The organism is Serratia sp. S4 (assembly GCF_000347995.1).
Taxonomy (GTDB): domain Bacteria; phylum Pseudomonadota; class Gammaproteobacteria; order Enterobacterales; family Enterobacteriaceae; genus Serratia; species Serratia quinivorans.
Window position 1 is genome coordinate 5,300,562 of record NZ_KB661120.1, and the last position, 24,383, is coordinate 5,324,944.

The following is a 24,383-nucleotide window of genomic DNA, read 5'->3' on the forward strand; positions in this document are numbered from 1 at the left end:
ACGTAGAGGATTCAAGATGGCTACTGGAAAGATTATCCAGGTAATCGGCGCCGTAGTGGACGTCGAGTTCCCTCAGGATGCCGTACCAAAAGTGTACAACGCTCTTGAGGTAGAAAACGGTGCCAATAAGCTGGTGCTGGAAGTTCAGCAACAGTTGGGCGGTGGCGTGGTTCGCTGTATCGCAATGGGGACCTCTGATGGTCTGCGTCGCGGTCTGAAAGTCACTGACCTGGACCACCCAATTGAAGTACCGGTAGGTAAAGCTACCCTGGGCCGTATCATGAACGTATTGGGTGAACCAATCGACATGAAGGGCGATATCGGCGAAGAAGAACGTTGGGCGATTCACCGTCCGGCGCCAAGCTACGAAGATTTGGCCAACTCCCAGGATCTGCTGGAAACCGGTATCAAGGTAATGGACCTGATCTGCCCGTTCGCCAAGGGTGGTAAAGTCGGTCTGTTCGGTGGTGCGGGTGTTGGTAAAACCGTAAACATGATGGAGCTGATCCGTAACATCGCGATCGAGCACTCCGGTTATTCTGTGTTTGCGGGCGTGGGTGAGCGTACTCGTGAGGGTAACGACTTCTACCACGAAATGAACGACTCCAACGTACTGGATAAAGTATCCCTGGTTTACGGCCAGATGAACGAGCCACCGGGTAACCGTCTGCGCGTTGCTCTGACCGGTCTGACCATGGCGGAGAAATTCCGTGACGAAGGCCGTGACGTTCTGCTGTTCGTTGATAACATCTACCGTTATACCCTGGCCGGTACCGAAGTGTCCGCACTTCTGGGCCGTATGCCATCGGCGGTAGGTTATCAGCCAACGCTGGCGGAAGAGATGGGTGTTCTGCAAGAACGTATCACCTCTACCAAGACTGGTTCAATCACCTCCGTACAGGCCGTTTACGTCCCTGCGGATGACTTGACTGACCCGTCACCAGCCACCACCTTTGCTCACTTGGATGCAACTGTGGTACTGAGCCGTAATATCGCTTCTCTGGGTATCTACCCGGCCGTTGACCCGCTGGATTCTACCAGCCGTCAGCTGGATCCGCTGGTAGTTGGCCAGGAGCACTACGATGTAGCGCGTGGCGTGCAGTCCATTCTGCAACGCTATCAGGAACTGAAAGATATTATCGCAATCCTGGGTATGGACGAGCTGTCTGAAGAAGACAAACTGGTCGTATCCCGTGCGCGTAAAATCCAACGCTTCCTGTCTCAGCCGTTCTTCGTGGCAGAAGTCTTCACCGGTTCTCCGGGCAAGTTCGTATCGCTGAAAGACACCATTCGTGGTTTCAAAGGCATTATGGACGGCGACTATGACCACCTGCCTGAACAAGCGTTCTACATGGTTGGCACCATTGAAGAAGCAGTGGAAAAAGCCAAGAAACTGTAACGTCTTGAGAGGAGGGTGATATGGCTATGACTTACCATCTGGATGTAGTCAGCGCGGAAAAACATATGTTTTCCGGCCTGGTGCAAAAGATCCAGGTGACAGGTAGCGAAGGCGAACTGGGGATTTTCCCTGGTCATGCGCCGCTGCTGACTGCCATCAAGCCTGGCATGGTGCGTATTGTTAAACAACACGGTGAAGAAGAGTTCATCTACCTGTCCGGCGGTATCCTTGAGGTACAACCGAGCGTGGTCACCGTGCTGGCTGACACTGCTATCCGTGGAACGGACCTCGACGAAGCGAGAGCGCTGGAAGCCAAGCGTAAAGCTGAAGAACATATCAGTAGCTCTCATGGCGATGTCGACTATGCTCAGGCATCTGCAGAACTGGCGAAAGCGATCGCGAAACTTCGCGTTATCGAGCTCACCAGAAGATCGATGTAATATTTTGGCGCGTGCATAACGCAGCCAAAATTAAGAAAGCGGCCTATTGGGTCGCTTTTTTTTTGTTTTAAAATAAGCCTGATACCCCGGCAGGCATTGTGAGGTATAACCTTCAATAGAGGCTGGAAATGTCGCCGATCGCCGACAGTTATCCCCAGCGTCGGGTTACTGGATCCTTGACTTCGGCGTGCTTAGTGCCCCAAGGCCTGAGCTGGGTTCGTGCAGAGAAATATGTAGTAATATCGTCACTAAAGAGTTCTACTTTCGTCTATTAAAATGGAGTTATCAGGTTGCTTATGTCGAACAGCGCAATGAGTGTGGTGATCCTCGCCGCGGGCAAGGGAACACGCATGTATTCCGATCTTCCCAAGGTGTTACATCCGTTGGCCGGCAAGCCGATGGTGCAGCACGTCATTGATGTCGCGATGAAACTGGGCGCGAAAAACGTCCATCTGGTGTACGGCCATGGCGGCGACTTGCTGAAAAACACCCTGACCGACGGCGCACTGAACTGGGTGCTGCAGGCCGAGCAATTGGGTACCGGCCATGCCATGCAGCAAGCGGCCCCGCATTTTGCTGATGATGAAGACGTGCTGATGCTGTACGGCGACGTCCCGCTGATTTCTGTCGATACTTTGCAGCGTCTGATGGCCGCGAAACCCCAGGGCGGCATTGGCCTGCTGACGGTGAAGCTGGCAGACCCTAGTGGTTACGGACGCATCGTGCGTGAAAACGACCAGGTGGTGGGGATTGTTGAGCACAAGGATGCCAATGAAGCTCAGCGCCAAATCAATGAAATCAACACCGGCATCCTGGTGGCCAACGGCCGCGATCTCAAGCGCTGGTTGGGAATGTTGAACAACGACAACGCACAGGGTGAATTCTACATCACCGATATCATTGCGCTGGCCCATGCCGATGGCAAGAAAATTGAAGCCGTGCATCCGTCACGCCTGAGTGAAGTGGAAGGCGTGAATAACCGTCTGCAACTGTCGCGGCTTGAGCGTATCTACCAGGCAGAACAGTCTGAAAAATTACTGTTGGCCGGCGTAATGCTGCTGGATCCGGCGCGTTTTGACCTGCGCGGGGAACTTGTGCACGGTCGCGACATCTCTATTGATGCCAACGTGATTATTGAAGGCACGGTCAAGCTCGGGGATAGAGTGAAAATCGGTGCCGGCTGCGTGTTGAAAAACTGCGTGATCGGCGATGACTGCGAAATCAGCCCGTACAGCGTGCTGGAAGATGCCGTGCTGGCAGCGGAATGCACCGTGGGTCCCTTTGCCCGCTTGCGTCCAGGCGCTGAGCTGGCGGTGGGTGCCCATGTTGGCAACTTCGTCGAAATGAAAAAGGCGCGTTTGGGCAAAGGCTCAAAAGCGGGCCATCTGAGCTACCTGGGTGATGCCGAGATTGGCGACGATGTGAATATTGGTGCCGGTACCATCACCTGTAACTATGATGGCGCCAATAAGCATAAAACCATTATCGGCGACGGCGTGTTCGTCGGTTCCGATACCCAGCTGGTGGCCCCTGTCTCTGTAGGTAAGGGTTCTACCATTGCCGCAGGCACTACGGTGACCCGTGATATCGGCGAAGATGAACTGGTGCTGAGCCGTGTCAAGCAGGTGCATATCCAGGGCTGGCAGCGTCCGGTCAAGAAGAAGTAACAACTTAGACTCCCTCTCCTTTTGGGAGAGGGCCGGGGTGAGGGGGTTGACGGCTCCTCACCCTGTTTTGCCCTGTGCTTTGGTGCAGAGTGCAGGGCAAAACATAATAATCCCCATTCTCTACAGGCTCGGGGACGCACGGTAAAAACCGGCAAAATCAGGTCAAGACATCGAAAGCGCCCCGAAAGGCGTTTAATTAGGAATACAACTGATGTGTGGAATTGTAGGCGCAGTAGCGCAACGTGATATTGCAGAGATTCTGTTGGAAGGGTTACGCCGCCTTGAGTACCGTGGCTACGACTCCGCCGGTTTGGCGGTGGTGGATGCCGAAGGCAACGTCAACCGTTTACGCCGCGTGGGCAAGGTTAACAAACTGACCGAAGCCGCTGAACAACATGAATTGCATGGGGGCACCGGTATTGCTCACACCCGCTGGGCAACGCACGGTGAACCTACCGAAGCTAACGCGCACCCGCATGTTTCTGATTACATTACTGTGGTGCATAACGGCATCATCGAAAACCACGAACCGCTGCGTGAACTGCTGATCGAACGCGGCTATCACTTCAGCTCTGAAACCGATACCGAGGTGATTGCTCACCTGGTGCATTGGGAACAGCGCCAGGGGGGCACCTTGCTGGAAGTGGTTCAGCGCGTGATCCCTCAGTTGCGTGGTGCATACGGCACTGTGGTGATGGACAGCCGCGACCCTAGCGTGCTGGTGGCAGCGCGCTCCGGCAGCCCACTGGTTATCGGCCGTGGCGTGGGTGAAAACTTCCTGGCTTCCGATCAACTGGCGCTGTTGCCGGTAACCCGCCGCTTTATCTTCCTGGAAGAAGGTGACGTGGTGGAGATGACTCGCCGCACCGTCAACATTTTCGATAAGCAGGGCAACGCCGTTGAGCGTCCTGAAATCGAATCCCAGGTACAGTACGACGCCGGTGACAAAGGTGCTTACCGTCACTACATGCAAAAAGAGATCTACGAACAGCCACTGGCGCTGAAGAACACCCTGGAAGGGCGTTTCAGCCAGGGCAAAATCAACCTGAGCGAGCTGGGCCCGCGTGCCGATGAACTGTTGGCGAAGGTGCAGCACGTGCAAATCATTGCCTGTGGGACGTCTTACCACTCCGGCATGGTTGCCCGCTATTGGTTCGAATCGCTGGCCGGCGTGCCTTGCGACGTGGAAATCGCGTCAGAATTCCGCTATCGCAAATCTGCCGTGCGTCCGGGCAGTCTGATCATTACCTTGTCGCAGTCCGGTGAAACTGCCGATACGCTGGCGGCACTGCGCCTGTCGAAGGAGCTGGGTTACCTCGGTTCACTGGCGGTGTGCAACGTGGCCGGTTCTTCACTGGTGCGTGAATCCGATCTGGCGCTGATGACCAAGGCCGGTACCGAAATCGGTGTCGCCTCCACCAAGGCCTTTACCACCCAGCTTGCGGTGCTGTTGATGCTGGTGGCACGTTTGGGCCGGCTGAAAGGCATGGCGGAAAGCGTTGAGCATGAAATCGTGCACGGCCTGCAGGCATTGCCGGCGCGTATTGAGCAGATGCTGTCGCTGGACAAAAACATTGAAGCGCTGGCGGAAGGCTTCTCCGACAAGCATCACGCGCTGTTCCTCGGCCGTGGCGATCAGTACCCGATCGCGATGGAAGGTGCGCTGAAGCTCAAAGAGATCTCCTATATTCACGCGGAAGCCTATGCGGCCGGTGAGTTGAAACACGGCCCGTTGGCGTTGATCGATGCTGATATGCCGGTGATCGTGGTGGCGCCGAACAACGAACTGTTGGAAAAGCTGAAGTCAAACATTGAAGAAGTGCGCGCGCGCGGCGGCCAGCTGTACGTGTTCGCCGATCAGGATGCCGGTTTCGTCAGCAGCGAGGGTATGACTATCATCCCATTGCCGCACGTCGAAGAAATCGTGGCCCCGATCTTCTACACCGTGCCGTTGCAGTTGCTGTCTTACCACGTGGCGCTGATCAAAGGCACCGACGTTGACCAGCCGCGTAACCTGGCGAAGTCTGTCACGGTAGAGTAACTCGCTGCTGTTAACCTCTAAAAGCCGGCCACTGTGCCGGCTTTTTCATGATTGGATCAAATATGACAATGGTGCGACAGCAGGGATAAAAGTTGTCATATTCAAGCGGATAGGTGAGGTGGGACGGGTTTTTTTATTGATTAATCACTGAGTGTTTTATTATTTAACTGACTGATTTTAAATGAGTAGATAGCATAGTGCCCTCACTGTAATATAACTGTCATATTTCGTACATTTTACTGTCACTAAACTGTCCTATTTTCCCTCCTGCAGCAATACTTACTCAAAACGACCTAGATCGATTTTTGAATACCCCATTAGGAGTGATTATGAAACTGATGCGTACCACCGTCGCCAGTATTGTGGCAGCGACTTTCTCCCTGACCGCCGTGTCCGCGTTCGCTGCTGCTAGCCTGACCGGTGCAGGTGCGACATTCCCCGCTCCGGTTTATGCCAAGTGGGCAGATTCTTATCAGAAAGAAACCGGCAACAAAGTTAACTATCAGGGCATCGGCTCTTCTGGTGGCGTGAAGCAAATCATCGCCAACACCGTTGACTTTGGTGCTTCCGATGCGCCTTTGAGTGACGAAAAACTGGCTGCTGATGGCCTGTTCCAGTTCCCTACCGTGATCGGTGGCGTGGTGCTGGCAGTAAACATCCCGGGCATCAAATCCGGTGAGCTGACCCTGGACGGTAAAACTCTGGGCGATATCTATCTGGGTAACGTGAAAAAATGGAACGACCCGGCGATCACCAAGCTCAACCCAGGCGTTAAGCTGCCGGATCAGAACATCGCCGTTGTGCGTCGTGCTGATGGTTCAGGCACCTCGTTCGTGTTCACCAGCTACCTGTCTAAAGCCAACGCGCAGTGGAAAGAGAAAATCGGCGCAGGCTCTACCGTTAACTGGCCAACCGGTCTGGGCGGCAAGGGTAACGACGGTATCGCAGCCTTCGTACAGCGTCTGCCAGGTTCTATCGGCTACGTTGAATACGCTTACGCCAAGCAGAACAACCTGGCTTACACCAAGCTGATTTCTGCCGATGGCAAAGCGGTTAGCCCGACGGAAGAGAGCTTCAGCGCCGCTGCCAAAGGCGTGGACTGGAGCAAGACCTTCGCACAGGACCTGACTGACCAGAAAGGCGACAACGCCTGGCCAATCACTTCCACCACCTTCATCCTGGTGCACAAAGAGCAGAAAAACCCGGCTCAGGGCACCGAAGTCCTGAAGTTCTTTGACTGGGCGTACAAAACGGGCGCCAAGCAGGCTAATGACCTGGATTACGCCACTCTGCCGAATGAAGTGATCGAGCAGGTGCGTGCAGCATGGAAAACCAACGTAAAAGACAGTTCCGGTAAAGCGCTGTACTAACAACGCAGGGGCGCGTGATTCGGCGCGCCCCACTCAGTTTTTCAGGGCCTGACCCATGTTGGGCCTGCCAGGGTTAAAACAGAGAGTGATCTATGGCTGAGTACAAGCCGACCATGAAAGCACCGAGTAAAAATGGTGACGTCATCTTCAGCGCGCTGGTTAAACTGGCAGCGCTGATTACCCTATTGTTGCTGGGCGGCATTATTGTTTCGCTGATCTTCGCCTCCTGGCCGAGCATCCAGAAATTCGGTTTCTCCTTCCTGTGGACCAAAGAGTGGGACGCGCCTGCCGAACAGTTCGGTGCGCTGGTGCCGATTTACGGCACCGTAGTGACCTCGTTGATCGCACTGATTATCGCCGTCCCCGTCAGTTTTGGTATTGCCCTGTTCCTGACCGAGCTGGCGCCAAACTGGCTGCGCCGCCCACTGGGTATCGCCATTGAACTGCTGGCGGCAATTCCAAGTATCGTTTACGGCATGTGGGGCCTGTTCGTGTTTGCTCCGCTGTTTGCCGAATATTTCCAGACTCCGGTTGGCGACGTGCTGTCCGGCATTCCGATTGTCGGTGAACTGTTCTCTGGCCCGGCGTTCGGTATCGGTATTCTGGCTGCCGGGGTGATCCTGGCGATTATGATTATTCCTTACATCGCCGCCGTGATGCGCGATGTATTCGAACAGACCCCGGTGATGATGAAAGAGTCGGCCTATGGCATCGGCTGCACCACCTGGGAAGTGATCTGGCGTATCGTGCTGCCGTTTACCAAGAATGGCGTGATTGGCGGTGTAATGCTGGGGTTGGGCCGCGCGCTGGGGGAAACCATGGCGGTGACCTTTATCATCGGTAACACCTACCAGCTCGACAGCGCCTCACTGTATATGCCGGGCAACAGTATTACCTCTGCGCTGGCCAACGAATTCGCCGAAGCGGAATCGGGCGTGCATACCGCCGCGTTGATGGAGCTGGGCCTGATCCTGTTTGTTATCACCTTTATCGTCCTGGCGCTGTCGAAGTTGATGGTCATGCGTCTGGCCAAGAAGGAGGGACGCTAACGTGGCGACTATGGAAATGCAAAACAACCTGGCGCTGTTGGAAAGCCGTCGCAAAATGCAGGCCTGGCGCCGTCAGAAAAACCGCCTGGCACTGTTCTTGTCGATGGCGACCATGGCGTTTGGCCTGTTCTGGCTGGTGTGGATCCTGTTTTCCACCGTGACCAAAGGCATCGACGGCATGTCGCTGGCGCTGTTCACCGAAATGACCCCGCCGCCGAACACTGCGGGCGGCGGCCTGGCTAACGCCATCGCCGGTAGCGGGCTGTTGATCATGTGGGCGACGGTATTCGGTACGCCGCTGGGCATTATGGCCGGTATTTACCTGGCGGAATACGGCCGTAAATCCTGGCTGGCGGAAGTCATCCGCTTTATTAACGACATCCTGTTATCGGCACCGTCGATCGTCGTGGGCCTGTTCGTCTACACCATCGTGGTGGCGAAGATGCAGCACTTCTCCGGTTGGGCCGGGATAATCGCACTGGCGCTGTTACAGGTGCCGATCGTGATTCGAACCACTGAAAACATGCTGAAACTGGTGCCGGATACGCTGCGTGAGGCGGCTTACGCGCTGGGTACACCGAAATGGCGCATGATTTCCGCCATTACGCTGAAAGCCTCGGTCTCCGGCATTATCACCGGTGTGCTGCTGGCAATTGCGCGTATCGCCGGGGAAACCGCACCGCTGCTGTTTACCTCGCTGTCGAATCAGTTCTGGAGCACCGACCTGATGCAGCCGATCGCCAACCTGCCGGTGACCATTTTCAAATTCGCCATGAGCCCGTTCGCCGAATGGCAAGAGCTGGCCTGGGCCGGGGTGCTGTTGATTACCCTGTGTGTACTGGTACTGAATATCTTGGCGCGCGTAGTTTTCGCCAAGCAAAAGCATTCATAAAATTTTGAGCGCGGCCCTGGCGGCGCTGATGAAAAGAGAGAAGTCTTGATGAGTATGGTTAACGACGCTTCCAGCAGCAAAATTCAGGTACGCGATCTGAACTTCTACTATGGCAAATTCCATGCGCTGAAAAACATCACGCTGGATATCGCCAAGAACAAGGTTACCGCGTTTATCGGCCCATCCGGTTGTGGCAAATCAACCCTGCTGCGCACTTTCAACAAGATGTATCAGTTATACCCTGAGCAGCGTGCAGAAGGCGGCATCCTGCTGGATGGGCAGAACATTCTGACCGACAACTCGGATATCGCCCTGCTGCGTGCCAAGGTCGGCATGGTGTTCCAGAAGCCGACGCCGTTCCCGATGTCGATTTACGACAATATCGCCTTCGGTGTACGTCTGTTTGAAAAGCTGTCGCGTGCCGACATGGATGAGCGCGTGCAGTGGGCTTTGACCAAGGCCGCGCTGTGGAACGAAACCAAGGACAAGCTGCACCAGAGCGGTTACAGCCTGTCCGGTGGCCAGCAGCAGCGCCTGTGTATCGCCCGCGGCATCGCCATTCGTCCGGACGTCTTGTTGCTCGATGAGCCCTGCTCGGCGCTGGATCCGATTTCCACCGGTAAAATTGAAGAGCTGATCAGCGAACTGAAGTCTGACTACACCGTGGTGATCGTCACCCACAACATGCAGCAGGCCGCACGTTGCTCTGACTCCACGGCATTTATGTATCTGGGCGAACTGATCGAGTTCAGTGATACTGATACCCTGTTCACCGCGCCACAGAAAAAACAGACCGAAGACTACATCACTGGCCGTTATGGTTGATAGGATGCATCATGGATAACCTGAATTTAAATAAACACATTTCCGGCCAGTTCAACGCAGAACTTGAGCACATCCGCACCCAGGTGTTGACCATGGGCGGGCTGGTGGAGCAGCAATTGACCGACGCCATTACCGCGATGCACAACCAGGACGGTGAGTTGGCCAAGCGGGTGATCGAAGGCGACGCCAAGGTCAATATGATGGAAGTGGCGATCGACGAGGCCTGCGTGCGCATCATTGCCAAACGCCAGCCGACCGCCAGCGACCTGCGCCTGGTGATGGCGATCATCAAAACCATCTCCGAGCTGGAGCGTATCGGCGACGTGGCGGACAAAATCTGCCGCACCGCGCTGGAAAAGTTCTCGCACCAGCACCAGCCTCTGTTGGTCAGCCTGGAGTCGCTGGGCCGCCACACCGTGCAGATGCTGCATGATGTGCTGGACGCCTTCGCGCGTATGGATCTGGATGAAGCGATCCGAATTTACCGCGAAGACAGGAAGGTCGATCAGGAATATGAAGGCATTGTGCGTCAGTTGATGACTTACATGATGGAAGACACACGCACCATTCCCAGCGTGCTGACTGCGTTGTTCTGCGCCCGTTCAATCGAGCGTATCGGTGACCGTTGCCAGAACATCTGCGAATTTATCTTCTATTTCGTGAAAGGCCAGGACTTCCGTCATATTGGTGGTGATGCGCTGGAAAAACTGTTGTCCTCCGACGGTAAAGACGAGGAAAAAGAGTAATATCCCCTCGAGTCAGCTCTTAAAAGGCGCAGAAAACTGCGCCTTTATGCCGTTTAAAACCCCTAAAGACAAAATGGTTATAAATATAGCTTTTTATATTATTTCCTGACCTAAGTGGGTCTTGCTAGCGTAGCAGCCAGCAGGACATCAACCCCTTAGGAGCAACTCATGAAACATCGCGTTTTGGCCTTAACTTTGTTAGCCAGCCTGACCAGCCTCGCCACCGGTGCCGCGCACGCGGACAAACTCGACGACATCAAGAAAGCCGGCGTAGTGCGTATCGCGGTGTTCGACAGCAACCCTCCGTTCGGTTATATCGATCCGCAAAGCAAAAAGCTGGTGGGTTATGACGTTGATGTGGCCGATGCGATCGGCAAGGCGCTGGGGGTGAAGGTGGAGCTGCGTGCCACTAACCCGGCCAACCGCATTCCTTTGCTGGTGTCGAAAAAGGTCGATTTGATCGCCGCCAACTTCACCATTACTGACGAGCGCGCCAAGGAAGTGAACTTCAGCGTGCCGTACTTTGCTACCGGCCAGAAATTTATCGCCCATAAAGGCGTGCTGAAAACCCCGGAAGATATCAAAAAACTGCGTATTGGCGCGGACAAAGGCACGGTGCAGGAGATTACCCTGCGTGAACATTACCCGACGGCCAAAGTGATCTCTTACGACGACACTCCGCTGGCGTTCGTCGCCCTGCGCAACGGCAACGTACAGGCGATCACCCAGGATGATGCCAAGCTGGTGGGCCTGCTGGGTAACCTGCCGGCGGCACAAAAGGCAGATTTCGAGATCTCGCCGTTCAGCATTACCAAAGAATACCAGGGGGTTGGCATTCCTAAAGGCGAAGACCGCCTGACCGCCAGTGTTAACGACACGCTGATCAAGCTGGAAAAAGACGGCGAAGCGGCGAAGATCTACGATCGCTGGTTTGGCCCGGAAACCAAAACCGCGCAGCCACGCGGCGACTTCAAAATCGCGCCTTTGGATCAACAGCCGAAGGCCTGATTTTCACGGGCTGAAATCTGTTTGGAGGGGCGCAGCTTGCTGCGCCCCTGACGCATTTTGCAAGACAAGGATTGACCATGAATCTGGACTGGCTGCTGGCGCCGGAGTATCTGAGCTGGCTGTGGCGGGGTTTCCTGCTGACGCTGTGGCTTTCCGTCTGCGCGAGCCTGGCCGCCACGCTGTTGGGGTTTTTACTGACCGCGATGCGTGACAGCCGCCTGCGGGCACTGCGTTGGCTGGCGGTGGGTTACAGTTCGTTGTTTCGCAATACGCCGTTGCTGGTACAGCTGTTCTTCTGGTATTTCGCCGCCGGGCAGATCCTGCCGTCCGCCGCCATGCAGTGGCTGAATACTTCACATCAAATCGGCCCGCTTGAGTGGCCGTCGTTTGAATTTCTCGCCGGTTTCTTCGGCCTGACGCTGTACTCCAGCGCTTTTATCGCCGAAGAGATCCGTTCCGGCATCCGTGGTGTCGCCGGTGGGCAAAAATATGCGGCTAACGCGCTGGGATTAACCGGCTGGCAGGCGATGCGCTACGTGGTGCTGCCGCAGGCGCTGAAAATCGCCATGCCGCCGCTGCTGGGCCAGTACATGAACGTGATAAAAAACTCCTCGCTGACCATGGCGATCGGCGTTGCCGAACTGTCCTATGCTTCGCGTCAGGTGGAAACCGAGACGCTGCGCACCTTCCAGGCGTTTGGCGTGGCGACGGTGCTGTACATCGCCATCATTGCGCTGTTGGAAGGCTGGGGTATGTGGCGACAGCAGCGTAAACCGCTGAGAGGGCATTAAGATGGATTTCAGCGTCATTTACGACAATCTGGGTTATCTGCTGTGGGGCACCTGGCCGGACGGCCCGCTGGGCGGCGCAGCGCTGACGTTGGCGATCAGCCTGATGGCCGGTGTGGCTTCGGCCATTATCGGCACGCTGTTGGGGGTGGCACTGGCGATGTCACGTGGCGTAGCGGCCGGGTTACTGGCCATGCTGCTGGGATTTTTCCGCGCCATCCCGGTGATCATGCTGATTTTCTGGACCTATTTCCTGTTACCGATCGTTTTTGGTGTGGATATTCCGGAAATCACCACCGTGGTTTGCGCCCTGGCGCTGATCGCCTCGGCCTATCTGGCTCACGCGGTGAAGGCGGGGATCGCCGCCATCGGTCCGGGGCAGTGGCAGGCGGGTTTATCGCTAGGATTGACTCGCTGGCAAACGCTACGGATGATCGTGTTGCCACAGGCGTTGCGGATGATGGTGCCTTCGTTTATCAACCAGTGGATTTCGTTGATCAAGGACACTTCGCTGGCCTATATCGTCGGCGTCGGTGAGCTCACCTTCCTGGCGACCCAGGTCAACAACCGCAGCATGGTGTACCCGATGGAAGTCTTCCTGTTTATCGCCCTGGTGTACTTTGTGTTTTGTCTGGCGCTGGATCTGCTGGCCAATGCGGTCAACCGCCGCTTTAGCCCGCAGACCCGGGCGTTGAAACGCTCATGGCGCTGGTGGCGCAATAAGCCGCCGTTGCCGGCTAGCTAGTCAACTGCCAGCCGCGTTCACGCCACAGCGCTGGTAATTGCGCCAAATCGTCGAATGCGGTGACCAGCGGATGGTCGATCGGTTGGTTGTGCGGATCGGCGCAGAAGTAAAACACCGGGATCCCGGCGGCGATCCCCGCCTGCGCACCGGCAGCGGAGTCGTCCACCAGGATGCAACGCTCCACGGGAACCTGCATTTTTTCGGCGGCGTGAAACACGATTGCCGGGTCCGGTTTCCAGCGCTGAATGTCATAGCCGCTGAACAACCGGTCATCAAAATAGTGCAGCATGTCGGTCAGGCCGAGCGAGTGCTGCATTTTGCTGACCGGGCCGTTAGACACGGTACACATTGGTACTGTCACCTGCGCCAGCAGCTCGCGCGCACCGGCAATCTGCTGCAGTTCGCTGTCAAACAGACGGGCCACTTCCTGACGGTATAAAGGCTCCAGTTCTTCCTTCGGCAAGGCGACGCCGTGCTCCGCATTAATCTGTTCGATAATCTCGTACAGCTTTACCCCTTTGTACTTCCTGAATACCTCGTCCAGCGAAAGGTGAATGCCATAGTGGGCAAACATGTGCACATAGGCTTTGCTGCACAGCACTTCGCTGTCCACCAGCGTGCCGTCGCAATCAAACAAAATACAGTCAATTTGGTTCATCAGGGGCCGTGTCCTTCGGTTATGCGGTGATAATGCCACTTTAACCGCATCAGGCAGGATTGCGACCCCAGAATCACGGATTGCCGATCAATCTCAGGAAATACAATCTGTTGAAGCTTTTAGCCGTAAAGACGGCGAAAAAAAGCTGTGAGCGGCGTCAAAACCCTGACTTTTTGTTATAGGATAGCCGGCGACGGTCCATTCCCTTCTTCGGAATTTCTGAAAATGAACAAACAAGTCACTGGCCTTGACGTTGAGCAAGGCTTGCTTGGGCGCGTGTTTAAGCTCAAGCAACATGGCACCACGGCGCGTACGGAAACGATTGCCGGTATTACTACCTTCCTGACCATGGTGTATATCGTGTTCGTTAACCCCCAAATTCTGGGTGCGGCGGGCATGGATACGCAGGCGGTGTTCGTAACCACCTGCCTGATTGCCGCTTTCGGCAGTATTTTTATGGGCCTGCTGGCTAATCTGCCGGTGGCGCTGGCGCCGGCTATGGGTCTCAATGCGTTCTTCGCCTTTGTGGTCGTGGGCGCAATGGGCATTTCATGGCAGGTCGGCATGGGTGCCATCTTCTGGGGCGCGGTCGGTTTGTTACTGCTGACCATTTTCCGCGTCCGCTACTGGATGATTGCCAATATTCCCATGAGCCTGCGGGTGGGGATCACCAGCGGTATCGGCCTGTTTATCGGCATGATGGGGCTGAAAAATGCCGGTATCGTGGTGGCCAACCCGGATACGCTGGTAACCATAGGTAGCCTGACCTCGCACAACGTGCTGCTGGGTGCGCTGGGCTTCTTTATTATTGCCGTGCTGTCCTCACGTAATTTCCATGCGGCGGTGCTGGTTTCCATTGTGGTAACCACCCTGATCGGCTGGGCGCTGGGCGATGTGAAATACGGCGGCGTGTTCTCCATGCCTCCGAACATTACTTCGGTGGTGGGTCAGGTTGATTTGGCGGGGGCGCTGAACATTGGCCTGGCAGGGGTGATTTTCTCCTTTATGTTGGTGAATCTGTTCGACTCCTCCGGCACTTTGATTGGCGTGACCGACAAGGCGGGTCTGACCGACGACAAAGGCAAGTTCCCGCGCATGAAGCAGGCGCTGTACGTGGACAGCATCAGTTCGGTGGCCGGTTCGTTTGTCGGCACCTCTTCCGTTACCGCCTACATTGAAAGTTCCGCCGGGGTTTCCGTCGGCGGCCGTACCGGTCTGACCGCGGTGGTTACCGGTATTCTGTTCCTGTTGGTGATTTTCCTGTCGCCATTGGCAGGCATGGTTCCGGCTTATGCGGCTGCCGGCGCGTTGATCTACGTGGGCGTGCTGATGACATCCAGCCTGGCGCGGGTGAAGTGGGATGACCTGACCGAAGCGGTTCCGGCGTTTGTGACCGCGGTGATGATGCCGTTCAGTTTCTCAATTACCGAAGGTATCGCGCTCGGCTTTATTTCTTACTGCGTAATGAAGTTGGGTACCGGCCGCTGGCGTGAAATCAGCCCATGCGTGGTAGTGGTAGCGCTGCTGTTTGTGCTGAAGATTGTTTTTGTCGACGGTCACTGATACGAAAGAACAGGGCCGACAAATGTCGGCCTGAGGTTTGCTTTTAGCCTGAGATACTCGGGCCTAGCGCACCGAGGGGCGCTCCGGCAGCTGAAGCTGCTACGACCCCTTCGGCACGCTCTCCCTAATAACTAACTTTCTCCGTAGCCTGCAAGCCAATGCGTGTAGTTATCTTAGGCGCCCGGCGTTGCGTCGGGTGCCTGATGCAACATCCACTGCAACGGCCGTTTAAAACGCGCCCGCCAGCCGCCATCGGGGCTCTCGCCCTGGGCAAAATGCAAAACCTTCACCTGATTATTCTCACCGAACAGATTGGCAAAGTGCATTGCCAGTGCCTGATCGCTGAAGTTTTGCCGTTCGTAGTAGGCCACCACCAGCCGCTTATGGGTCGCCAGTGATTGCTGTGCCTGTTTGATCCCGCCATTTGGGGCAATCAGCAGCGCACCGGCATAAAGTTGCGGGTATTTGGCCAACAGGTTGGCGGCATGCAGCGCCCCCTGTCCGCGGGCGGCAAGGTAGATTTTCTGCGGATTGAGCTTTAATTCTTCGGTGGATGGCTGCAGAACCCGCTGGATCGCGCTCTGGGTGCTTTCGTCACTGTAATTTGACCAGCGGAAACTGTTTTCCGACAGCATCTGGGTGCCGTTGATCTCTATATAGGCGACGCCGATCTCACTAAAAAACAAGCGTTCTTCCGGTGTGATACCGGCGCTTTTGCCATAGGCGTGCAGGTACACCACCGTTGGCCAGCCTCCGGGCGGCGGTGGGCCGTCAGGAATGGCATAGCTGGCTTTGCCTTCGAACCAATGAGCATGTTGCAGATAACGGGCTTTGGTTGCCGCCAGAATCGACTGGTAGGCACTGCCGTGCTGGATGTTGTTGAAGGCGTCGTCCTCCAGCAGATTATAGTAATACCATAACCCGCGATCGGCACTCAGTTGCAGATAGCGCTCTGCCAGTTCGGTCTGGCCCTTTTCCGCTGAGGAAGCCGCCAGTTGATAAGGTGCCCATATGTTACGGCCGTCTTCACGCATCAGCGTCAGATACAACGACATGGCTGCGATCTTTTTATCTTCCTGGCTCTGGGTGGTGCGTGGCAGTTGGGTGCTGAGTGGGCTATGTACCGGTAGCTCTATCGGCTCTTCTCCGGCGGGATAACGCATTTCTGTGGCTAATAGTGGTCTGGTGGTGAAAGCCAGCAAGATGGCTAAAATAAAAAAATACATAATTTTATGACTTTATTTTTAATGGGTTGGTAGTAACTCTCTGATTGAAATGACGCCTTCAATCGAATTTTTTATGAAGGCGTCAAAAAAGACATTTATTTCAGACGGCGAATATAATCGCTGAAGGCAGACAGTTGGCCGGTCAGGAAATCCAGCGTTCCCTGGTCAATGAGTTCCTCGGCCTGCGCATCCACTTTGTTCTGGATCACGCCGCCCATAAACTCCGGCTTATTCATCACCATCGCATCGAGGAACACCAGGATCTGGCGCAGATGGTACTGGCAGCGCGCGCCGCCAATCGGCCCCATGGAACTGGTCTGGATCGCCACCGGTTTACCGGCTAACGGCTGATTCGGCAGGCGGGACAGCCAGTCGATGGCATTTTTTAACCCACCGGGTACCGAATAGTTATATTCCGGGGTCACGATGATCACACCGTCGGCCTGGCGGATTTGCTCGGCAATGGCTTCCACCGTGGCGGGGAAGCCCTCTTCTTGTTGTACATCGGCATCGTACAGCGGGATATCACGGATAGAGGGAAGTGCTTCGATGGTGACACCCTGTGGCGCGAGGCCTGGCAGGGCGCGGGCTACCATCGCGTTGTAAGAGCCTTTACGCAGGCTGCCGAGCAGAGTGACGATTTTTAATGCTTGGTCTGACATGGTGATTCTCCCTTTCGAATGAACAGATTCAGCTTGGAACACCCAAAGATAGTAGGGCAAGAAGGGCGGGGAGAATAGATGATTGCTGAATAATTGGCTGACTTTGCAGTTTTATGCAGAAATTTATCCGTTAAAGAAAGTTTTATCTTACAGATTAGCCATAAATCGTCGATGTCAGCGGTGGAGCGCCAGACTGGTTAATTTCACAAAGCGGGTAGAGAGCGCAGGGGCTCGCGGGGAGATTTCGCCGTGCTTGTGCAGGCCTTTACCCGCTTCGTATTGCCAGCAGATTAAGCGCTCCAGGTTGGGTTCACGTGCGCAAGCCCAACTCAGGTATTCGTCGGCATCGCTCATCACATGAACCTGGGGGGTGATACTGGAGCGCAAATGGCCGGAAAAAGGGTGCAGCAGCAGCGTCGATTGTCCACTGTTACCCAGGCCAGAAAGCTTCAGCACGCTCTGGCGAATACTCCACAGTTGGGTTTCCGCCTCCAGCCGGTCGTACTGTGCGCTGATCCAGGCGTTTTCTGCCGGCGTTTGGTATTGGTGTTGCAGCTCTCTATGTTGCCCGGCACGGGCACGCATGACTTCGATATCCAGGCCTACCTTGCCTTCCTGGCTGAGCAAAACCCCCACCGTATCGCTGGCATAGGCCAGGCTGAAATCGGGCAGGTGATTATCGACGAAACAGGGGCGTCCGGTGGGGGTGGTGGCGAGAGCCGGCAATGTCGACAAGCCATAAAGATAAAACATCATTTCTGCGAGCAGGATGCGCCCCTGCAGGAAGCGCTGGCGGCGTTTAACGGAAAAAGCAGCGGTTGCAGCAACGACCTCGGCGGATAATCTCCGGGTATCCAGTGCGCTGGATGTGGGGATCCATCGGGCAAAATGACATGCCATTATTCACTCCGTGACAGAGGGGGCGCTGAAAACGCTGGGGAGTTAGATTAAGCATAAGTCGAGGATTTATCATTAAAAAACAGTATGCGTTTTATCCTATTTATCTGGATAAGCAATATCATTGTCCGGAGGAGCATCACTCCACCATTGGATCATCGATGCGTTCGGCGTCAGATCAAAATGGGGTTTGCCGAGCAGATGATTGAGGATGCGGGCCGAGCGCCAGGCCATCAGGCTGAGTCCTCCTTCTGCGCTGCCGTGGCTATGTATGCCGGCATTCACCGCATAAATACGATTCTGTTCAGGCCCCTGCCACTCAAGGTTAAAATCCGGCTGTAGCGGCAAGCGTTGTTTGTTGTCGAAAGGAATGCGTGACAGCAGCGGTTTTAGGCATGACGGCAGCGAAGGGCGGTAACCTGTCGCTAAAATGACGACGTCGGCGTGAAACCCTTCCTGGCGGTTTTCCAAACCGTGACGGGTACGTAATTGATAGCCTTTGTCCGTCGGTTCGATCGCCAGCAGCGTACGATGTGGTAAAAGACGGACATTTCGCGGCTGGTGCATTACGTCGAAACGCAGGTACAACTCGCGGTACAGCGTACGCAGCGTATGATTACTGATGCCGTCTGCAGGTAACTTCTGAGCCTTGATTTCGCGTTCGCGGATTTCCTGCGGCAGCGTATAAAAATAATCAACGTATTCCGGGGTGAAATATTCATTGGTGAAGGCGGACTCGTCCAGCGGTTGGAAGTTAGGCCGGCGGGAAATCCAGTCCAGCTGTGCGGCTTCTCCCCAATGGCCGCGTAGCGCGTTCAGGAAAATATCTGCACCACTTTGGCCTCCCCCGACAACGGTTACCCGCTTACCGGTCAGATCCGGGTTGCGAATGGCAATTTCGGCGGCATGCAGGCAGTTTTCGCCCAGCGCAGGGTAAAACTCCTCCGGCAGCCAGGGGTCGTGGCCGGTACCCAGGCAGATATTCTTTGCCCACAAAGTCTGGTTGATGGTGCGGACTTCGAACAGCTGCTTGTCATCGTCAAAATCAAGACTTTCAACCGACTGTGAAAACTGTAGTCCATCTAATCTATCGCAGGCCCAACTCAGGTAGTCAGAGAACTCTTCACGGCTGATAATTTGCTGTTCGGTGATCAAAAATCGATAGATTTTTTTCTGCTCGACCAGGTAATTGATAAAGGAGAATTGGCTACGGGGTGTTACCGCCGTAACCAGGTCCTGCAGTACATAGGTCTGCATATAGGCGGAGGGCAGCAGCATGCCGGGGTGCCAGCGGAAGCTGGCGTTTCGATCGAGAAAGGTGTAATTGAGGACGCCACTTTCATAGGCCAGCGCGGCCAGACTGAGGTTGAAGGGGCCAAGGCCGACACCCAGTAAATCCAGTGGTTCATTCATTTTTTCTTATATCTCCCGCCAAAAATCGCTGAGATAAGCTTAGGTGATTTTTGGCAAGCCAGGGGAGATAGCGATTGTTGTTCAGTGCTATGGCGGTAAAAACTAATGTGCTTATTAGCGTTTTATTCCAGAACGAAAGTGTCCCCCGTCGCCGGTGATATCATCTCCGGTAACCACAGCAGCCCCCATGCACCGGTACAATGACATCCCATGAGCTTATCGGGTTTTTGCTGATTCAGAAATTGCCTGACCTGCCATATCAGGTGCGGTGATGCGCAGCGTAGGTGGAAACCGCCGATCAACGCATGGATCTTATTGACCCCGGTGATCTTTTGGCAGTGGCGCACGATGTTAATGATCCCGCGATGCCCGCAGCCGGTAATAATCACCAGCCCGCGATCGGACTTATAAATCAGTACGCCTTCGTCGATAACGTAATCCACAGCCTCAGTTTTTCCGCCGATCACGCCATAGGCCTTCGGCTCGGCCACCGCGATCTCCCCTGACCACATAAAGCGTTCACTGATATGCAGTGGCTCACGGCTGTATTCCATACGATGGCGGCAGTAATCGATATCCAGCGATAGTTTTTTGATTTTCCGGCTATGGCCAAGCAGTTTTACCGCCGAATAGCGTTCATCGGCTATTTGCGGATGGCAAATGATGCGGCTGTTATCGGGTAACCAGGGGACACCGCCGCAGTGGTCATAATGGCCGTGTGACAGTACGGTAGCGGTTAGCACTGACAGGTCAATGCCCATCAGCGCTGCGTTATCCAGAAAACTGCCATCGGGGCCGGTATCGAACAAAATCGAGTCCGTTTCATCCTGAATCAACAGGCTGAGCCCGGCTTTCACCCGCAGCGATTTGTCCGCGCCGGTGGCGCGGCGGTTTTCCAGTAACACCTTGAGCGTTAATGTCATGCTTGCTCTTTCCTTAGAGGGGTGAGGGTTTACTTGCCGATGCAGAAGCTGGAGAAGATGCGTCCCAGCAGGTCATCGGAGGTAAATTCACCGGTAATTTCACTCAGCGCTTGCTGTGCCAGACGCAATTCTTCGGCCAGCAGCTCCCCCGCGTAAGCGCTCACTAACTGTTCTTTGCCCTCGACCAGATGCTGGGCCGCTTGCTCAAGCGCCTGCAGATGGCGACGGCGCGCCAGGAAGCCACCTTCCATATTGCTGGTGAAGCCCATGCTCTGCTTCAGGTGGTCGCGTAGCAGATCTATGCCTTCGCCGGTACGCGCCGACAGGCGAATAAGTGAGTGGCCATTTACTTCTGTCATGCCCAGCGTTTCACCGGTGATGTCGGCTTTATTGCGCACCACGGTGATTGGCAACCGGTGCGGCAGACGTGCCATAAACTCTGGCCAAATCTCCGCCGGCTCGGTGGCCGCGGTGGTGGTGCCATCGACCATAAACAGCACGCGATCTGCCTGTTCGATCTCGTTCCATGCACGTTCGATACCGATGCGCTCAACTTCGTCGCTGGCTTCACGCAGACCGGCGGTGTCGATGATGTGCAATGGCATGCCGTCGATATGAATATGTTCGCGTAAAACGTCGCGGGTGGTGCCGGCAATATCGGTAACAATCGCCGCCTCACGGCCGGCCAATGCGTTCAGCAAGCTGGATTTGCCGGCGTTTGGCCGCCCGGCGATCACCACCTTCATCCCTTCACGCAGCAGGCTGCCCTGGCGCGCTTCGGCGCGTACGCTGTCCAGATCGGCCATAACGCCGTTGAGCTGCGCTTCGATTTTACCGTCAGACAGGAAGTCGATTTCCTCATCGGGGAAGTCGATGGCCGCTTCCACATAGATCCGCAGGTGAGTAAGTGCTTCCACAAGCTGGTGGATGCGGGTGGAAAAAGCCCCCTGCAGCGAGTTCATGGCTGAGCGTGCCGCCTGCTCGGAACTGGCATCGATCAGGTCGGCAATCGCCTCGGCCTGCGCCAGATCCAGCTTGTCGTTGAGGAATGCGCGTTCGGAAAACTCGCCGGGCCGTGCGATACGCATGCCTGGCAGCGCCAACACGCGTTTGAGCAGCAAATCGAGGATCACCGGCCCGCCGTGGCCCTGCAGCTCCAGCACGTCTTCGCCGGTAAACGAATTAGGGCCTGGGAACCACAGTGCGATGCCCTGATCCAGGGTGGCACCTGCGGCATCCCGGAATGGCAGGTAATCGGCGTAACGCGGCTTGGGTAGCTTGCCGAGCAGGGCCTGGGCGACATCTTTGGCGCCACGGCCGGAAATACGCAGAATGCCGACGCCGCCGCGTCCCGGCGGGGTGGCTTGGGCTACGATGGTATCGGTGGTGCTCATAGTGGTTCTCTTCTCTGACAATTCAATATGCAAAAAGGCGGTCTAATGACCGCCTCTTGGTGTTACTGCAAGGGTTCAGCGCGCCGAACCCCTACAATACGCTTAGGTTTTTTTCTTGTCGCGGCTGTGTAAGCCACGTTTTTCCAGGCCGCGGTAAATCAACTGCTGCTGGAGGATGGTCACCAGGTTACTGACGATGTAGTACAGCACCAGACCGGACGGGAACCACAGGAAGAACACTGTGAAGATCACCGGCATGAAGGTCATGATTTTCTGCTGCATCGGATCAGTCACGGTGGTCGGCGACATCTTCTGAATGAAGAACATCGTCACGCCCATCAGGATTGGCAAGATGTAGTACGGGTCTTGCGCCGACAGGTCGTGGATCCACAGAGCGAACGGCGCGTGGCGCAGCTCAACCGAGCCCATCAACATGTAGTACAGCGCCAGGAAGATTGGCATCTGGATAACCAGCGGCAGACAACCCCCCAACGGATTCACTTTCTCAGACTTGTACAGCGCCATCATTTCCTGGCTCATGCGCTGTTTGTCATCACCGATACGCTCACGCATCGCCTGCAGTTTTGGCTGCAGCATGCGCATTTTCGCCATCGAGGTGTACTGCGCTTTGGTCAGCGGGTACATGATGCCGCGCACGATGAAGGTGATGATGATAATTGAGAAGCCCCAGTTACCGATAAAGCCGTGGATGAACTTCAGCAGTTTGAACAGCGGTTGGGAGATGAACCACAACCAACCGTAATCCACGGTCAGGTCCAGGTGCGGCGCCAGTTGGGCCATCTGATCCTGCAGTTCCGGGCCTACCCACAGGGTGGCGTTCAGTTGCTGCTGCGCACCAGGCTGCACCACTACCGGAGTAGATTTGAAGCCGATGGTAGACAGGTTGTCGCCAGGCTTGGCGGTATAGAAGGTATTGCTACCCTGAGTGGCCGGTACCCACGCGGTGGCGAAGTATTGTTGCAGCATTGCAACCCAACCGCCCTGGGTAGTCACACTCAGGTTCTCGTCCTTATCGAACGCATACTTCTGATATTTGTCATCGCTGGAAGAGTACGCCGCGCCACGGAAGGTGTGCAGGGCAAAGTTGTTGCTGCCGGTGTCACGGTGCTTAGGCAGCTCGGTGGTCTGCTTCAGTTGGCCGAACAGGGTCAGTTCCAGCGGAGTGGTGCTCTTGTTGTCGACGTTGTAGTCAACGGCAACCGCGTAATGATTGCGTTTGAGCACGAAAGTCTTGGTGTAGATAGCGCCATCTTTACCGGTAAAGGTCAGCGGGATGCGCAACTCTTCCTGGCCTTCCGGCAGGGTGTAGCTGTCCTGCGCCGCCTGGAACAGAGGACGTTCGCCATTTGCCGGGTTATCCGGGCCGTTTCTGCCGGTCAGGCCGCTTTGCGCCTGATAAACAAATGCCGGTGTGGTTTCCAGCAGCTGGAATGGCGTCGATGAACCCAGAGTGTCAGGGTAGGCCAACAGTTTAGCCTGCTCGATATCACCACCACGGGTGTTGATGGTCAGCGACAGCACGTCAGTGTTTACGGTAATCAGTTTACCTTGGCCACTGGCTGGAACTGCTGAGCTTGCGGCATCACCGGTAGCTGGGTTCGAAGTCTGTTGCGTGGTCTGCGCGACTGGTTGCGGAGCATTGTCCGTTTGCCAGGCTTGCCAGATCATGAAAGACACGAACAGCAGAGCGATGAGGAGAAGATTGCGTTGCGAATCCATCGTTAGTGTTCTCTGTTATCGTCGGGTTTCGGCGGCACGGGATCATCGCCACCTGGGTTCAAGGGGTGGCATTTTAATACGCGTTTCAATGCTAACCAACTGCCTTTTATCATGCCAAACCTGCTTAATGCCTCAATTGCGTAATGAGAGCATGTCGGCTGGAAGCGACAACGAGGCCCAAGCAGCGGACTGATGACGAGCTGGTAAGCCCGCACCAGCCCGATCAGGATGCGGGAGCCTGGCGACAGTGGCGACGCCATAATTTTTCCAAAGCTTCCGTCAGTGCACGGTTATCCAAATCCGCTATCCCTTTTTTGGCCACCACGACAAAATCCATCGCCGGTAACTCGTGCTGACGTAAACGGAAGCTTTCGCGGGTTAGGCGTTTGATCCGGTTGCGTTCATGCGCGCGTTTGACGTGTTTTTTGGCGACGGTAAGACCGATGCGGGGATGCCCCAGCTGGTTCAGGCGGCCGAGGATGGTGATTTGCGGCGTGCCAGCCCGTTGTGGCTGCTGGAAGACGAAAGTGAAGTGAGTGGGAGTTAACAAACGTAACTCCCTGGGAAAAGCGAGCTTAACCACTCAGCGGGTTAGCTTTTATTACTTAGAAACAGTCAGACGAGAACGGCCTTTCGCACGACGGCGGGCCAGAACTTGACGACCATTTTTGGTGGCCATACGAGCACGGAAACCGTGGCTACGGTTACGCTTCAATACGGACGGTTGGAAAGTGCGTTTCATGGCGATTTCTACCTAAACTTAAAATAATTACTGATCAGTAAACGCGTTTGGCTATTCGGCGTGAAGACGACCGACGCCTCAATCGCAATATATAAAGAGGCGGGATTGTAATAATTGTACAGTCCTGAGTCAATTCACATTGCGCTAGCCTACCTGGTTGTCTGCCAATTCGGAGTAAAATCCGGTCTTGGCTCG

Annotated in this window: 24 protein-coding genes; 13 read left to right on the top strand and 11 right to left on the bottom strand. The window is 55.3% G+C overall.

Annotated elements, in window-relative coordinates:
* Nucleotides 1–16 precede the first annotated feature (16 nt).
* The 12 genes from atpD (at nucleotide 17) to SERS4_RS0125445 (ending at nucleotide 12,970) form a co-directional block, all read left to right on the top strand.
* Nucleotides 17–1,399: a F0F1 ATP synthase subunit beta gene (gene atpD / locus SERS4_RS0125390; RefSeq protein WP_012004485.1), complete on the top strand. Its 1,383-nt coding sequence runs from the start codon at nucleotides 17–19 to the stop codon at nucleotides 1,397–1,399.
* 20 nt (nucleotides 1,400–1,419) lie between these two features.
* Nucleotides 1,420–1,839 carry a F0F1 ATP synthase subunit epsilon gene (locus SERS4_RS0125395; RefSeq protein WP_004950490.1) on the top strand — a complete coding sequence of 140 codons (420 nt, stop codon included), beginning with the start codon at nucleotides 1,420–1,422 and terminating at the stop codon, nucleotides 1,837–1,839.
* Nucleotides 1,840–2,135: 296 nt separating this feature from the next.
* Complete coding sequence (gene glmU / locus SERS4_RS0125400; protein ID WP_026142603.1) at nucleotides 2,136–3,506, top strand: bifunctional UDP-N-acetylglucosamine diphosphorylase/glucosamine-1-phosphate N-acetyltransferase GlmU; 1,371 nt, start codon at nucleotides 2,136–2,138, stop codon at nucleotides 3,504–3,506.
* Between the two features lie 211 nt (nucleotides 3,507–3,717).
* Nucleotides 3,718–5,547 carry a glutamine--fructose-6-phosphate transaminase (isomerizing) gene (gene glmS / locus SERS4_RS0125405; protein ID WP_012004487.1) on the top strand — a complete coding sequence of 610 codons (1,830 nt, stop codon included), beginning with the start codon at nucleotides 3,718–3,720 and terminating at the stop codon, nucleotides 5,545–5,547.
* A 329-nt stretch (nucleotides 5,548–5,876) separates the two neighbouring features.
* Nucleotides 5,877–6,917 (top strand): phosphate ABC transporter substrate-binding protein PstS, encoded by a 1,041-nt coding sequence (pstS, locus tag SERS4_RS0125410; RefSeq protein ID WP_012004488.1) that lies wholly within the window; start codon nucleotides 5,877–5,879, stop codon nucleotides 6,915–6,917.
* 92 nt (nucleotides 6,918–7,009) lie between these two features.
* Nucleotides 7,010–7,966 (top strand): phosphate ABC transporter permease PstC, encoded by a 957-nt coding sequence (gene pstC, locus SERS4_RS0125415; protein WP_012004489.1) that lies wholly within the window; start codon nucleotides 7,010–7,012, stop codon nucleotides 7,964–7,966.
* A 1-nt stretch (nucleotide 7,967) separates the two neighbouring features.
* On the top strand, nucleotides 7,968–8,858 hold the full coding sequence (gene pstA, locus SERS4_RS0125420) for a phosphate ABC transporter permease PstA (protein ID WP_026142604.1): 891 nt from the start codon (nucleotides 7,968–7,970) through the stop codon (nucleotides 8,856–8,858).
* A gap of 48 nt (nucleotides 8,859–8,906) precedes the next feature.
* Nucleotides 8,907–9,683: a phosphate ABC transporter ATP-binding protein PstB gene (gene pstB, locus SERS4_RS0125425; RefSeq protein WP_012004491.1), complete on the top strand. Its 777-nt coding sequence runs from the start codon at nucleotides 8,907–8,909 to the stop codon at nucleotides 9,681–9,683.
* 11 nt (nucleotides 9,684–9,694) lie between these two features.
* Complete coding sequence (gene phoU / locus SERS4_RS0125430; RefSeq protein ID WP_012004492.1) at nucleotides 9,695–10,429, top strand: phosphate signaling complex protein PhoU; 735 nt, start codon at nucleotides 9,695–9,697, stop codon at nucleotides 10,427–10,429.
* A gap of 168 nt (nucleotides 10,430–10,597) precedes the next feature.
* Nucleotides 10,598–11,437, top strand: a complete 840-nt coding sequence (locus SERS4_RS0125435; protein WP_012004493.1) for an ABC transporter substrate-binding protein — start codon at nucleotides 10,598–10,600, stop codon at nucleotides 11,435–11,437.
* A 77-nt stretch (nucleotides 11,438–11,514) separates the two neighbouring features.
* Nucleotides 11,515–12,228, top strand: a complete 714-nt coding sequence (locus SERS4_RS0125440) for an amino acid ABC transporter permease (protein WP_017894484.1) — start codon at nucleotides 11,515–11,517, stop codon at nucleotides 12,226–12,228.
* A gap of 1 nt (nucleotide 12,229) precedes the next feature.
* A complete protein-coding gene (locus SERS4_RS0125445; RefSeq protein WP_017894485.1) occupies nucleotides 12,230–12,970 on the top strand; it encodes an amino acid ABC transporter permease in 741 nt (246 codons plus the stop codon).
* On the opposite strand, the gene yieH is transcribed toward SERS4_RS0125445, so the two are convergent.
* Complete coding sequence (gene yieH, locus SERS4_RS0125450) at nucleotides 12,963–13,628, bottom strand: 6-phosphogluconate phosphatase (protein WP_017894486.1); 666 nt, start codon at nucleotides 13,626–13,628, stop codon at nucleotides 12,963–12,965. The genes SERS4_RS0125445 and yieH overlap by 8 nt on opposite strands.
* A 225-nt stretch (nucleotides 13,629–13,853) precedes the next feature.
* On the opposite strand from yieH, the gene SERS4_RS0125455 reads away from it, so the two are divergent.
* Entirely contained in the window at nucleotides 13,854–15,191 is a 1,338-nt protein-coding gene (locus SERS4_RS0125455; RefSeq protein WP_017894487.1) for an NCS2 family permease, read from the top strand.
* 173 nt (nucleotides 15,192–15,364) lie between these two features.
* Here the strand turns inward: SERS4_RS0125455 and SERS4_RS0125460 are convergent, their stop codons facing one another.
* From SERS4_RS0125460 to rpmH, 10 genes are all read right to left on the bottom strand, one after another.
* Nucleotides 15,365–16,417, bottom strand: a complete 1,053-nt coding sequence (locus tag SERS4_RS0125460; protein WP_017894488.1) for a hypothetical protein — start codon at nucleotides 16,415–16,417, stop codon at nucleotides 15,365–15,367.
* Between the two features lie 95 nt (nucleotides 16,418–16,512).
* Nucleotides 16,513–17,079: an NADPH-dependent FMN reductase gene (locus SERS4_RS0125465; RefSeq protein WP_017894489.1), complete on the bottom strand. Its 567-nt coding sequence runs from the start codon at nucleotides 17,077–17,079 to the stop codon at nucleotides 16,513–16,515.
* Between the two features lie 174 nt (nucleotides 17,080–17,253).
* Entirely contained in the window at nucleotides 17,254–17,979 is a 726-nt protein-coding gene (locus SERS4_RS0125470) for a 4'-phosphopantetheinyl transferase superfamily protein (RefSeq protein ID WP_017894490.1), read from the bottom strand.
* A 96-nt stretch (nucleotides 17,980–18,075) separates the two neighbouring features.
* Nucleotides 18,076–19,389 (bottom strand): lysine N(6)-hydroxylase/L-ornithine N(5)-oxygenase family protein, encoded by a 1,314-nt coding sequence (locus SERS4_RS0125475; RefSeq protein WP_017894491.1) that lies wholly within the window; start codon nucleotides 19,387–19,389, stop codon nucleotides 18,076–18,078.
* A gap of 122 nt (nucleotides 19,390–19,511) precedes the next feature.
* Nucleotides 19,512–20,312 carry an MBL fold metallo-hydrolase gene (locus SERS4_RS0125480; RefSeq protein WP_017894492.1) on the bottom strand — a complete coding sequence of 267 codons (801 nt, stop codon included), beginning with the start codon at nucleotides 20,310–20,312 and terminating at the stop codon, nucleotides 19,512–19,514.
* Nucleotides 20,313–20,341: 29 nt separating this feature from the next.
* On the bottom strand, nucleotides 20,342–21,706 hold the full coding sequence (gene mnmE / locus SERS4_RS0125485; RefSeq protein WP_012004503.1) for a tRNA uridine-5-carboxymethylaminomethyl(34) synthesis GTPase MnmE: 1,365 nt from the start codon (nucleotides 21,704–21,706) through the stop codon (nucleotides 20,342–20,344).
* Nucleotides 21,707–21,808: 102 nt separating this feature from the next.
* Nucleotides 21,809–23,446, bottom strand: a complete 1,638-nt coding sequence (gene yidC, locus SERS4_RS0125490; protein ID WP_012004504.1) for a membrane protein insertase YidC — start codon at nucleotides 23,444–23,446, stop codon at nucleotides 21,809–21,811.
* A gap of 2 nt (nucleotides 23,447–23,448) precedes the next feature.
* On the bottom strand, nucleotides 23,449–23,706 hold the full coding sequence (gene yidD / locus SERS4_RS26670; protein ID WP_012004505.1) for a membrane protein insertion efficiency factor YidD: 258 nt from the start codon (nucleotides 23,704–23,706) through the stop codon (nucleotides 23,449–23,451).
* On the bottom strand, nucleotides 23,670–24,029 hold the full coding sequence (gene rnpA / locus SERS4_RS0125495) for a ribonuclease P protein component (protein WP_004950547.1): 360 nt from the start codon (nucleotides 24,027–24,029) through the stop codon (nucleotides 23,670–23,672). Before rnpA ends, yidD begins: the two co-directional genes overlap by 37 nt.
* 18 nt (nucleotides 24,030–24,047) lie before the next feature.
* On the bottom strand, nucleotides 24,048–24,188 hold the full coding sequence (gene rpmH, locus SERS4_RS26675; RefSeq protein ID WP_003849659.1) for a 50S ribosomal protein L34: 141 nt from the start codon (nucleotides 24,186–24,188) through the stop codon (nucleotides 24,048–24,050).
* Nucleotides 24,189–24,383 lie beyond the last annotated feature (195 nt).